Raw genomic sequence first — 12,325 nt, 5'->3', positions numbered from 1 at the left:
CGTCTCCTGTGTCAGCGGGGGGTGAGCAGGTCGGCGACGCGAACGGGTTGGCCGGTCTCGAAGGACCGGTTGGCGGCCAGACCGGTGAGCAGTGCCAACGCGCCGTCGTCTGCGGTCGCGGCGCGGCCCAACGGGTCGGGTTGACCGCCGAGGAGGACCCCGGTCATCCGGGCGTCCGCGCCGCCGTGCCCGTGCCGACTGCGACCCTCCACCGGGATCTGCCGGGGCGGGGCCCAGAACGGGCGCAGGGTTAGCGTCGCACCACCGCCCTCGGCCGGCGCCTCGGCACCGTGCAGGGCGGCGCCCTTGACCGCGCCGGCGGTGCCCCGGTCGACGAAGTCGTTCTCGGCCACGTCCAGCTCCAGTCGGCCCCGGCTGCCGTTGACCATCACCCGGTAGCCCTCCCAGGGCGCGTACGCGGTGAGGTGGTAGGTCATGGTGGCGCCGGTGGAGTAGCGGGCCAGCACCGCCATGTCGTCCTCGATGCTCACCCCGGGCGCGAAGACGTTGCGGTCGCGCTGGTAGCCGTCCTCGGCCTCGGCGTCGAGGTACAGCTCGCGCAACCGGGGATGCGCGTCCAGCCGCAGCGCGAACGGGTCGTCGGCGGCGGCGGGGGAGCCGTGCGCCCGGTCGTAGTCGCGGGCGTAGCCGTGTCGGCGACCGTCCTGCCCGTAGAAGAAGAGTCGGCCGGCCGCGTACACCTCGACGGGCGTGGCGGCCAGCCACCAGTTGACCAGGTCGAAGTGGTGGCTGGCCTTGTGCACCATCAGCCCGCCCGAGGTCGCCTTGTCGCGGTGCCAGCGGCGGAAGTAGTCGGCACCGTGGCGGACGTCGAGCAGCCACTCGAAGTGCACCGAGCCGATCTCGCCGACCGCGCCCTCGGCGAGCAGCCGGCGAACCTGTTCGTGCAGCGGGTTGTAGCGGTAGTTGAAGGCGACCGTCACCCGCCCACCGGTCTCGGTGACCGTGTCCAGGATCCGCCGGCAGCGGGTCACGTCCACCGTCATCGGTTTCTCGGTGACGACCTCCCGGCCGGCGCGCAGCGCGGCCACCACGTACTCGTCGTGGGTGACGTCCACGCTGGTGACCAGGACGACGTCGACGTGCTCCTTGTCCAGCATGGCCGCGAAGTCACCGGCCGGGTACGTGGGCACCGCGCGGTGACCCAGCTCGCCCAGCCAGCGGTTGTGCGCGTCCATCCGGGCCTGGTTGACGTCGGCGAAGGCGACCAGTTCGGTGGTGTCGGCGTGGTCGAGCACCAGCGCCCGGACGAACATCTCGGCCCGCGCGCCGGTGCCCACGACGGCGTACCGGACTCGCCCGGCGGCTCTCGGTGACATGCGGTCGCCTCCCGTGGTGCTGCAAAGGTTTGCAATGAAGTAATCACGATCGATCCGTTCGCGTCAACGACGACAGCGGGATCGGCGTCATTTGTCAGCGTTTGAGGAGCTGCAGGTGACCAAGGGGAGTGTGGGTGCAACGAAGCCGTAATCATTGACCGTTGACACTGACGCAACCGTTTGCATTAATGGGCGACACCTGCGTGACCGCCACCACATCGGACGAAGGGGCCGCCGTGCCAGTCACCATCCGGGACGTCGCCCGGGCGTCCGGTGTGCACATCTCCACCGTGTCCCGCACGTTCTCCGCTCCACACCTGGTCAACCCGGAGACCCGGGTCCGGGTGCTGGCCTGCGCGGAGGATCTGGGCTATCGGCCGAACCGCGCCGCCCGAGCCCTGATCACCGGGCGGACGCACAACATCGGGCTGATCATCGCGGACATCGCGAACCCGTTCTTCCCGCCGCTGATCAAGGCGGCGGAGAGTCAGGCGCGGCACCGCGACTACCACGTCTTCGTGGCCGACACCAACGAGGACCCGACGGCCGAGGAAGAACTGGTCCACGCGCTGGCCAAGCAGGTGGACGGGGTGCTGCTGTGCAGCCCTCGGATGAGCAACAGCCTGATCGAGCAGCTCAGCCGCGAGGTGCCACTGGTAGTGGTGAACCGTCAGGTGACCGGCCTGCCCTGCGTGCTGATGGACGTCGGGCAGGGCGCCCGTTCGGCGATCGAGCACCTGGTCGGCCTGGGGCACCGCAGCATCGCGCTGCTCGGTGGCCCGCGCAGCTCGTGGACCAACCGGGAGATGCGCCGTGCCGCCGGCGCGGCCGCCCGAGCCGGTGGCGCGGAGCTGACCATGCTCGGCCCCAACGCGCCCACCGAGGTCGGCGGCTCCGCCGTCGCCGAGCAGGTGCGACGCAGTGGCGTGTCGGCAGTGCTCGCCTACAACGACCTGATGGCGATCGGCCTGATCGAAGGGCTGGACGCGCTCGGGGTCCGGGTGCCGCAGGAGGTGAGCGTCGTCGGGGTCGACGACATCACCCTGAGCCGGCTGACCCGCCCCAAACTGACGACGGTGGCCACACCCACCGGGGCCGCCGGCCGGACGGCCGTCGACATGCTGCTGCAACAGGACATCGAGTCACCGCGCGGTGCGCGGGGGTCCGGTGCCGGCACGGCGCTCGGCGTCCGTCGTACCACCGCACAGGTAATGCTCCAGACCGACCTGGTCATCCGCGACTCGACCGGTCCGGGCCCGTACGCCCGACCGGCACGTCCCCTGGCCGCACCACGTGGCCCGGGCCCGCATTGCCCTGCGGGCCCGGGCATCCCGACTGCGGCCACCGGTGACGCCGTCGCCTCCTAATGCCGAGGAGTGAGCGCATATGCACCCCGCAACGCCCCCCACCACTGACGCGCCCGTCGGGCGCGCCCACCGTACCCCGCTGCCTCGGCGGCGCCTGCTGCGTGGCCTGCTCGCCGTGACGGTCGCCGCACCGCTGATGTTCGGCGCCGCCGCCTGCGGAGACGACGACGGCGGCGGCGCGGCCGACCCGAACGCCCCGGTCAAGCTCTCCATCTTCTGGTGGGGCGGCGACGCCCGGGCCAAGCTGACCGAGGACGCCCTGGCCCTCTACACCAAGAAGCACCCGAACGTGACGTTCGAGAAGACCTGGCAGGCCAACCAGGGCTACTTCGACAAGCTGGCCACCCTGACCGCCGGCGGCAACCCGCCGGACCTGTTCCAGATCGACGACAACTACCTGGCCGAGTACGCGGCCCGCAACACCACGCTGGACCTGACCTCGTACCAGAAGTCCGGAAAGCTGGACACCTCCAAGTTCCCCGAGAGCCTCTGGCAGTACGGCGTGGTCGACGGCAAGCTCGCCGGTCTGGCCGCCGGGGAGAACACCCAGGGCCTGGTCTACAACAAGACGCTGTTGACCAAGCACAACCTTCCCGAGCCGACCACCGGAATGTCGTGGGAGGAGCACATCGCCTGGGCCGAGCAGGTAACCGCCAAGACCAAGGTGCCCGGCACCCAGGACCCGAGCGCCGACTACAAGGCGTTCTGGGTCTGGCTGCGCCAACAGGGCAAGGACCTCTACAAGGGCAAGGAGCTGGGCTTCACCGCCGAGGACGTGACCAAGTGGTTCGACCTGTGGAAGGGCGCCCGGGACCGCAAGGCCACCCCGACCGCCGACGTCATCCACGAGGGCAACTCCAGCGACATCACCAAGCAGCTGGTGGTCACCGGGAAGTCGGCGACCTCCTGGGTCTGGGCCAACCAGATGCCGGACCTGAAGAAGAACACCAAGGACGAGCTGGGGGTCATCGCCTACCCCGGTGACCCGAGCGCGCAGTGGGCCCGGGCCTCGATGTACTGGTCGGTGTTCAAGGGCAGCAAGAACAAGGACGTCGCGGTCGACGTGATCAACTTCCTGAACAACGACCAGGAGGCGGTCAAGCTGCTCGGCACCGACCGCGGTCTTCCGTCCAACCAGGACCTGCGCCGCGTGGTCAGCGACGACACCACCGACCCGGCCATGAAGCAGTCCATCGCCGTCGAGGCGGAGCTGACCCAGAAGTTCGGCAAGTCACCGCAGGTGCCGATCAAGGGACACAGCAAGGTGCGTTCCGAGCTGATCAAGGCTGCCGAGAACGCCCAGTACGGCCGGGCCACCACCGCCGAGGCCGCCACCCAGTTCATCGAGGCGTGCAAGTCCGCCATCGCCTGACGCCGTCCAGGGTCTGTGTCGAAGTCCCTGGCCGGCCTGCGGCGGGCCCAGGCAACGACCGGCCGCGTTGGAGATTGGTCCGGATACAACACCGGTATCCGGACCAATCTCCGCCTTGCCGGACCGCCGCCTGGACTCCGCCTCGGCTCGACCGGGGACTTCGACACAGACCCATCGCGAGGAGAGGAGCTGTTCGTGGCGTTGACCACGGCACCCGACCCGACCCGACGCGGCCCCGGATCCGACCGGGCCCACGCTGAGAGGCGTGGGCCCGGACGCTTCCGGCACAGCGAAGGTCTGGCCGGGTACGTCTTCCTGTCGCCGTGGCTCATCGGCCTGATGGGTGTCACGGCAATCCCCATGCTGCTGTCGCTCTACCTGAGCTTCACCAACTACGACATCCTCACCCCCTTCTCCGAGGTGGAGTGGGTGGGGCTGGCCAACTACGAACGCATGTTCACCGCCGACCCGTCGTACTGGCACGCGGTGCGGGTCACACTGACGTTCGCGCTGATCGCCGTACCGCTGAAGCTGGCCGCGGCGCTCGGTGTGGCGCTGCTGCTCAACCGCGCCTGGCGCGGCGTCGGGCTGTTCCGCGGGCTGTTCTACCTGCCGTCCCTGCTCGGCGGCAGCGTCGCGCTGGCCATCGTCTGGGTCAACATGTTCAACCGCGACGGCGCGTTCAACTCGCTGCTGAGCCTCTTCGGCATCACCGGGAAACCGTGGGTCAACGACCCCGACTGGGCCCTGGAAACACTGATGGTGCTGGCCATCTGGCAGTTCGGCGCACCGATGGTGATCTTCCTGGCCGGGCTCAAGCAGGTGCCCACCGAGCTGTACGAGGCCGCGTCGGTCGACGGGGCCGGCCGGTTCCGCCAGTTCCGCAATGTCACCCTGCCGATGCTCTCCCCGGTCATCTTCTTCAACCTGGTGCTGGAGACCATCAACGGCTTCCAGGGCTTCACCGCCGCGTTCGTGCTCAGCAACGGCACCGGCGGCCCGGTCGACTCCACCCTGATGTACACGCTGAACCTCTACATCACCGGCTTCACCGACCTCAACATGGGCTACGCCTCGGCGATGGCCTGGGTGTTCCTGCTCGCCATCGCGGTCATCACCGCGATCTTCTTCAGCACCGGACGGTTCTGGGTGCACTACTCCGACGGGGAGGACCGGTGATGGTGACGGTGACCCCGACAACCGCAGCGCCGACCGCAGCGCCGCCGACCGCGCGCCGACGACCCGGCGGACGGCCCGTCCTGCGGCTGGTGATCCTGGTGGCGATCGTCGTCGTGGTGCTCTACCCGCTGATCTGGATGGTGGGCACCTCGCTGAAGTCCCAGGAGGAGATCGTCAACAACGTCGGGCTGCTGCCCGAGCGTTTCACCCCGGGCAACTACACCGCCGGGTGGTCCAACTTCGACGTCAGCTTCGGCCGGTTCTTCCTCAACAGCGCCATGGTCAGCCTGCTCACCGTCATCGGCAACGGGCTCTCCTGCCTGCTGGCCGCGTACGCCTTCGCCCGGCTGCGGTTCCGGCTGCGCGGCATGTGGTTCGCCGTCATGATCGGCACACTGCTGCTGCCCCAGCACGTGCTGATCGTTCCGCAGTACATCCTGTTCCGCACGCTCGGGCTGGTCGGCGGTGACTGGCCCTACCTGCCGCTGCTCATCCCGCAGTTCCTGGCCACCGAGGCGTTCTTCGTCTTCCTCATGGTGCAGTTCATGCGGGGCGTTCCCCGGGAGCTGGACGAGGCGGCCCGCATCGACGGCGCCGGCCCGTTCGGCATCTTCCGGCACATCATCCTGCCGCTGAGCCGCCCGGCGCTGGTCACCACAGCCATCTTCTCGTTCATCTGGACCTGGAACGACTTCTTCCGCCAACTGGTCTTCCTGTCCCAGCTGGAGGACTACACAGTTCCGGTCGCGCTGACCCTGTTCATCGACTCGACCAGCCAGAGCGCGGTCGGCCCGATGTTCGCCATGTCGGTGCTGTCGCTGCTGCCGGTCTTCCTGTTCTTCGTCGCGTTCCAGCGGATGCTCGTCGAGGGGATCAACACCAGTGGCATCAAGGGCTGAACCCGTCGACACCGGCGGACGGCGGGACTGGCGCGACGTCGCCCGTGACGCCGCCGACCTGGCACTGCTGGGCATCCTGTTGACCCTCGCGGCGGTGCCCCTGCTCACCGCCGCCGCGGCGGCGGGCACGGCCAGCGCGGCGGTGCACGACTGGACGCGTACCGGCAGTTGGCCGTCGGCGCGCACGACGGTGCGCCGGTTCGGCCGCGCGGTGCTGCCCGGTGTGCCGGTCAGCCTGCTCGCGCTCGCCGGCGCCGCGCTGCTCGTCGCCGACCTGGCGGCGCTGGCCACCGGCCGGGTGCCGGGCGGCACGGCTGCGCTGCTCGTGACGGCGCTGATCGCGGCCGGCCTGGCCGGTTACGCCGGGCTGGTCGTCGTCGAGGTGGGCGGCAACGGGGGCGGGCAGTGGAGGGCCTCGGCCCGCTCCGCCGCCCGCGCCTGCCTCGACGCGCCCACCCGCTGGGCGGCGCTCACCGGGGTCGTCGCGCTGGCCGGGCTGCTCACCGTCCTGGTCACCCCGGTCGCGGTGCCGATCCTCGCCGGCTACACAGTGGCCGCCCTGCACGCCGTCACCGTCCGCCGGCCGGTCCCGGTCGCCGTCGCCCGCCGGGAGATGCCGTGAGCGAGGAGCCGGTGCGGCTGACGGTCGGGGCCACGGAGGTGGCCGAGTACGTGCTCGACCCGGCGTTGGACGCGCGGCACGGGCCCCGACCGTACCTGCACCCGGTACGCACGCTCGGCGGAACGGTGGTCACCGACGCGCTCCCCGCCGACCACGTGTGGCACCTCGGCGCGTCCCTCGCGGTGCAGGACGTCGACGGCAGCAACCTCTGGGGCGGGCGCACCTACGTCCGCGACGTCGGCTACACCTGGCGGGACGACCACGGCGTCATCGCGCACACCGGCGAGGTCGAACGGTCCCCGGGCCGGTACGCGCACGATCTCCAGTGGCGCGACCGGGCCGGCGGGGTGCTGCTGACCGAGCGGAGGTGGCTGGCCGCATCGGTGGTCGCGCCGGACGCCTGGCGGCTCGATGTGGAGTCCGTTCTCGTCGCTCCGGACGACCGGGAGATCAGACTGGGTAGCCCGGCCACCAACGGCCGCCCGGGCGGGGCCGGCTACGGGGGGTTCTTCTGGCGAGCCGCCGCCGACGGCGAACCGGCGGTGTTCACCGCCGACGCGGCCGGGGAGGAGACGGTCAACGGCAGCGCGGCGCCGTGGCTCGCGCTGACCGGCGTCGGGTCGGGCGGCGGGGCGTACACCCTGGTCTTCGCGGGCCTCGGCCACGACGACCGGTGGTTCGTGCGGACCGGGATGTATCCGGGAGTCTGTGTGGCGTTCGCGTTCGACCGCCCGGCGGTGGTGCCGGCCGGTGGGAGCCGGCACGGCCGGTACCAGGTGTGGGTGGCCGACGGGACCCTCGACCGGGACGCCGTAGCGACCCTGGTAGCGACGGTGCCGTGACCACGCCGAGCCCGCCGCCCTCGTTGATCATGGAGTTATTGCCATGACACGCCGGGCCGAGTGGCAATAACTTCATGATCAACGGGACGAGGGGCTGCTGGTGCGGGCTGGTAGGGCGGCGGTGACTCGGATGGCCTTGACGATCGCCGGGATGGAGCCGATCAACAGCACCAGCCCCCAGATGATCGCGATGATCGCGAAGACCAGCGCCGCCACGTCGTCGACGATGCTGACCAGGATCACCGGCACCAGGTTGTGCAGGAACTCCAGCACGACCGTGCACAGCACTGTGGTGAGGATCAGCAGGACGAGGCCCTTGTTCTGCAGGAAGCGCGGCTGGGCCAGCACCAGCATCCCGGCCCACACCAGCTTGAGCAGCAGCACCAGCCCGAGCAGCACCGCCGCCTCGCCGACCGGGAAGAACCCCCACAGCGCCAGGTACGCCAGGGTGCCGAACGGAACGGCCAGGAACAGCGACACCATGATGGACAGCTCCACGAACGCGACGACCAGCGCGACCAGCCCGACGATGATCAGGATGATCGAGAAGATCAGACTGGCGACGCCCTGCACCCGGCCCTGCACGCGCTCGGGCAGCAGCAGGCCCAGGCAGAACAGCCCGGTGCTCCAGACCGCCACCGCGTCGATCAACGCCAGGTAGCCGGTGCCCCGGCCGGACGGTTCGCTGACACCGGACACGTCGTCGATCTCCACGTCCAGCGCGCCGGCGCTGTCCGCGAGGGCCGCACCGGCGTCGCCGCCGCCGAGCAGCAGCCCGGCGCCGAGTTCCACCCCGATCGCCAGGACGATGGCGAGCATGGCCAGCAGCAGGAACGGCTTGCGCAGATCACCCACGGCGGCACCTTCCTCTCAGTCCGGGTCGGGTCAGGACGTGGCCACGGCGACAGTGCAGCCGCCCAGGCCGGGGCAGACCAGGCCCACCTCGGTGGCCTGGTCGACGGCGATCTTCGCCACCGCGCCGGTGCCGTCCGCCGCCGGCTCGACCTCGTCGCGGATGGTGAGGTCGGCGTCGCCGGGTGCCGGGGCGACGACCGTGAACCGCGCCGCGCTGCGCAGCACCAGGGTGCGCAGCCCGCCGGGGTCCGCGACCCGCACCACGCAGCTGCCGGAGAACGCCAGCCGACCCGTCTCGTCGGCGCAGTCGGCGCTGACCGTCGCCGGGTCCACAGCGGACCGCTCGCCGCCCAGCGCACCCAACCGGTCGACGAACCCGTGCCGGGCCCCCGGATCACCCTGGTCGTCGCGGCCCGCGCCGACCGCGACCACGAACAGCGCCACCAGCAGGACGGCGAACAGCCCCAGCAACGCCTTCTGCCGACCACTCATCGCGCCACGGCCTGCGCCACGATCTCGGTGAACCGGATCGTGTCCACCCCGGCGAAGTAGGAGTTCGTGCCCTGTGTCTTGCCGACCACCAGCAGCGTGACCTGGTGGGGGCCCTTGGCGAGCCGGACCGTGCCGACATCCAGGAACTCCGTCTTCCGCACCGTTGGCGTGAAGCCGAGGAACGTGCCGCCGACCTGGTTGCCGTCGATGGCGAAGACGGTGTTGGCGTAGTCGAGGGCCGTGGTGCGTACCGCGGCGAAACGCCAGGTGCCGTCGGCCGGGATCTGCACCGTCACGGTGACCTGATCGCCGATCGCCAGCCCCGTGAAGAAGAGCTGCTTGTCCCCGGACCAGGTCACCCCACAGCAGTTGGGCTGCGCGCCCACGGCCGCCTTGCTGTTCTGCGGCGACTTGATCACCGCACCCTCCACCAGGCTCTCCGCCTCGACGGTGACCACCCGCGGCTCGCCGGGGGCCGGCTCGCCGTCGCGGGTCAGCAACACCACCCCCACGGCGACCACCACCAGCACCAACGCCGCGGCGGCGGCGATCCACAGCCACGGGGTACGCCGTGGCGGCGCGACGGCCCGCACCTCGTACGTGACCCGGCCGCTGGAGCGGGAGCTCTCCTCCGGCGCGGTGTTCGCCGAGTACGCGAACCCGGTCATGTCGTAGCGGCGGGGCGGGGTGCCGGCCGGCACGGCGAGCTTGACCAGGAACGACACCGAGCCCTGGCCGGGCACCACCCGTTGGGGTTCGGCGACGGTGAACCACGCCCGCTGGGAGCCGTCACCGGGTGCCACGTCGAACACCACGGTGTCCGGCGCGTTGCCCGGGTTGGAGACGGTGAAGGTCAGCTCGCCGCTGTTGCGCGGGTCGACTGTGAACTGCTCGGCGGCGGCGACGACCGCCCACTCGGTGGTCATGACGACTCCTCTTCCAGGACGATCTCGACAGTGGCCGAGGCGGGCTTCTCCGCCTCGACGATGCGGGTGATCACGGCGAGCTGACCGGCGGCGGCGACCGGTACCCGCACCACGACGTGGAAGGCCCGCTCGGCGGGCTCGTCGATGGCGAAGCCCGACATCCCGGTGGCCAGCTCCAGGGCGCGGCGCATTCCGTAGGGGGTGCCGCGCCAGCGGGCCAGCAGGGCCGCGTTGGCCACCAGGTCGCGCAGCCGACCCACCGGCAGCGGCAGCGGGGTGTCCGGCCGGGGCGAGGCCACCACATGGTCCATGGCCACCCAGCGGGTCAACCGCACGACCAGCCCGTCCGGCGCCCGGTACGGGTCGAACAGCGCGTCCACCTCGGCGAGGATCGCCTCGTCCGGGGCGTGCAGCCCCTCCATCACGTCGAGCAGCGCCCAGAGCACGCTGCCCGGCACGCAGGCCCGCTGGTAGGCGGCGGGCAGCAGCCGTTCAATCGCCGAGCGTCGCATCCTGGCGCACCACCTCGATGTCGTGCTCGCCGGAGCAGAGCAGCCAGGTATCGGGGACGGTCACCACGTCGGCGGTGGCCTGGTTGGCACTGGGCGTCCAGGTGACGGCGTCGGCGCTGCGGTGCACGCCGCGTTCGCCGCTGGCCAGGATCAACCGCTCTGCCGTGCCGGTGCCGCCGGCTGTCGCGCTGGCGGCCGTCGGGCCGCTCACCGCGATGGCGTCGACCGGCACGAACCGGGTCCGGTCCCGCAACGGCAACCCGCAGTTGACCGACACCGCCTGCCACTGCGGCTGGGCGGCAAGGGTGTCCAGCCGCAGCACCCCGCCGCTCTGCGTGGCCGCCACCGCCTGCTGGCCGGTGAACGCGAGGTCCCGGCAGGTTCCGCCGAGCCACCCGGCCTGCATCGACTGCCACTTCACGTCGGACTCGAACAGCCGGGTGCGGTGGCAGCCCTGGCCGGGCTTCTTCGGATCCGGTTCGCCCGCGCCGCTCCACAGCAGGGTCGCCGGGCCGTCGTACTGCACGGCGAGGACCCGGTTGTCCACGTTGGCCAGACCGACGTGGGTGAAGCTGCCGGGTCGGCCGCCGCTGGTCGACAGGTACACCCCGAAACTGGCCTGGGCGGCCACCGCCACCCCCGGCGCACCCCGCTCGGAGACGAACGTGCGGACCGCGTAGAAGCCCCGGTCGGCGTCGGACGGGTCGACCAGGATCTGCAACGGCACCGCCCCGGGCAGCAGCGACACCTCGTACAGGCCGGTGTCGGTGGCCACCAGCAGTGCGCCCGCGCCGTCGCGGTCCAGCCACGCCACGTCGGAGATCCGTGAGTCCAGGTCGGTGAGCAGCGACCACGTCTCGCCCAGGTCGCTGCTCAGATGCACCCGGGAGCCGCCCGAGGCGCGCAGCGTCACCACGGCCACCGAGCCGGGACGCGCGACGATGCCCGGCCGTACCGGCGCGGGAGCGGGTGCCACCCGCAGCACCGTCTCGTCGTCGAAGCGACCGGCCGGTTCCCAACCCGCGCCGCCGTTGCTGGAGCGGAACAGCACCGGGCCGCGCCCGGCGTACCAGGTGCGCGGCTGGTACTGGTCCACGGCGAGGGCGCGGACGTCGGCGTCGGGGGCCTCGTCGACAACGAACCGCACCGACTCGACGTAGCGCACCCCCGGCTCGGCGTGCTCCAGCAGCCGGTACACGTTGGACGCCCGCAGCGGCTCGCCGAACGGCCAGCCGGTCGGGTTGAGCGCGGTGGGCAGCGGGCTCAACGTCTGGTGCAGCCGATCGTGGATGCGACGACGGACCGCGTCCACATCCTCCTCGCGGCGGACCACCACCCGGGCCCGCACTGACACCGCCTTGAACCGCGCCCAGGTGGCCCGGGAGCGGATGCCGACCATCCGGCGTTCCTCCAGGTCCGCCTCGACCCGGTGGCGCGCCTCGGGCACCTCGTGCTCGCGCAGCACCGCAACCGGCAGCCGACCGCCCGGTCGGGCCGCCTCCGGCACGTACGGCACCAGCACCACCTCGACCTCGCCCGGCCGGGCGAAGCTGTACACCGCCGCGCGGGTGAACGCCCGCGCCCGCGCCACCGCGCCGGAGCTGGTCGCGAGGACCTCGAAGTCGCGGGCGGTGACCGCCCGCTGCTGGGCGAAGAACTCGTACGGACCGCGCAGCAGCACGGACTCCAGCGCCTCCATCTCCCGGCCGCCGGCCGCCGGGGTGGGGTTGTCCACGCGTACCCCGGGTAGTGGGTCGCGCAGGCTGGTCAGCGTGCCCGCCGCCACGTTGCCGGTGGGCCCACCACCGGCGCGGTACCAGAGCCGGATCTGCCGTCCGGCCGGCGGCACCGCCGCGACGGTCACCGGCGGCACGGTGCTCGCCGGCGCGGCCGCGTCCGCCGCGACCTCGCCGCGCGGC

At 71.4% G+C, this 12,325-nt stretch carries 12 protein-coding genes; 6 read left to right on the top strand and 6 right to left on the bottom strand.

The genetic code is table 11. The annotated features are described in order from the left end of the window. Positions 1-11 precede the first annotated feature (11 nt). Complete coding sequence (locus tag GUI43_RS21305; protein ID WP_112590184.1) at positions 12-1,340, bottom strand: Gfo/Idh/MocA family protein; 1,329 nt, start codon at positions 1,338-1,340, stop codon at positions 12-14. A gap of 236 nt (positions 1,341-1,576) precedes the next feature. Here GUI43_RS21305 and GUI43_RS21300 point away from each other — a divergent pair, with 236 nt between their 5' ends. From GUI43_RS21300 to GUI43_RS21275, 6 genes are all read left to right on the top strand, one after another. Then, positions 1,577-2,707, top strand: a complete 1,131-nt coding sequence (locus GUI43_RS21300) for a LacI family DNA-binding transcriptional regulator (RefSeq protein WP_112603211.1) — start codon at positions 1,577-1,579, stop codon at positions 2,705-2,707. A 19-nt stretch (positions 2,708-2,726) separates the two neighbouring features. Further along, on the top strand, positions 2,727-4,079 hold the full coding sequence (locus tag GUI43_RS21295; protein WP_112603207.1) for an ABC transporter substrate-binding protein: 1,353 nt from the start codon (positions 2,727-2,729) through the stop codon (positions 4,077-4,079). Between the two features lie 195 nt (positions 4,080-4,274). Continuing rightward, positions 4,275-5,258, top strand: coding sequence for a carbohydrate ABC transporter permease (locus GUI43_RS21290; RefSeq protein ID WP_091398524.1), 984 nt, complete (start codon positions 4,275-4,277; stop codon positions 5,256-5,258). Next, the gene (locus tag GUI43_RS21285) at positions 5,258-6,157 is read left to right on the top strand and encodes a carbohydrate ABC transporter permease (RefSeq protein ID WP_112590189.1); all 900 of its coding nucleotides are present in this window, start codon (positions 5,258-5,260) and stop codon (positions 6,155-6,157) included. Before GUI43_RS21290 ends, GUI43_RS21285 begins: the two co-directional genes overlap by 1 nt. Further along, complete coding sequence (locus GUI43_RS21280) at positions 6,141-6,779, top strand: hypothetical protein (protein WP_112699603.1); 639 nt, start codon at positions 6,141-6,143, stop codon at positions 6,777-6,779. The genes GUI43_RS21285 and GUI43_RS21280 overlap by 17 nt, the downstream gene beginning before the upstream one ends. Then, positions 6,776-7,621, top strand: coding sequence for a DUF6807 domain-containing protein (locus GUI43_RS21275; RefSeq protein ID WP_112699602.1), 846 nt, complete (start codon positions 6,776-6,778; stop codon positions 7,619-7,621). The genes GUI43_RS21280 and GUI43_RS21275 overlap by 4 nt, the downstream gene beginning before the upstream one ends. 78 nt (positions 7,622-7,699) lie before the next feature. Here GUI43_RS21275 and GUI43_RS21270 read toward each other — a convergent pair whose 3' ends face one another. The 5 genes from GUI43_RS21270 to GUI43_RS21250 form a co-directional block, all read right to left on the bottom strand. Next, a complete protein-coding gene (locus GUI43_RS21270) occupies positions 7,700-8,476 on the bottom strand; it encodes a hypothetical protein (protein ID WP_112603943.1) in 777 nt (258 codons plus the stop codon). A gap of 30 nt (positions 8,477-8,506) precedes the next feature. Beyond that, positions 8,507-8,968 carry a hypothetical protein gene (locus GUI43_RS21265; protein WP_112590200.1) on the bottom strand — a complete coding sequence of 154 codons (462 nt, stop codon included), beginning with the start codon at positions 8,966-8,968 and terminating at the stop codon, positions 8,507-8,509. After that, positions 8,965-9,894 (bottom strand): hypothetical protein, encoded by a 930-nt coding sequence (locus GUI43_RS21260; protein ID WP_112590203.1) that lies wholly within the window; start codon positions 9,892-9,894, stop codon positions 8,965-8,967. The genes GUI43_RS21265 and GUI43_RS21260 overlap by 4 nt, the downstream gene beginning before the upstream one ends. Next, positions 9,891-10,406: a phage tail protein gene (locus GUI43_RS21255; protein WP_091398506.1), complete on the bottom strand. Its 516-nt coding sequence runs from the start codon at positions 10,404-10,406 to the stop codon at positions 9,891-9,893. Before GUI43_RS21255 ends, GUI43_RS21260 begins: the two co-directional genes overlap by 4 nt. Continuing rightward, on the bottom strand, positions 10,387-12,325 hold a 1,939-nt coding region (locus GUI43_RS21250), incomplete at its 5' end, for a baseplate J/gp47 family protein (protein WP_112699601.1). The genes GUI43_RS21255 and GUI43_RS21250, both read right to left, overlap by 20 nt.

This window comes from Micromonospora noduli (assembly GCF_003264365.1).
Taxonomy (GTDB): Bacteria; Actinomycetota; Actinomycetes; order Mycobacteriales; family Micromonosporaceae; genus Micromonospora; species Micromonospora noduli.
This window is presented reverse-complemented; position numbering and strand designations above follow the sequence as displayed.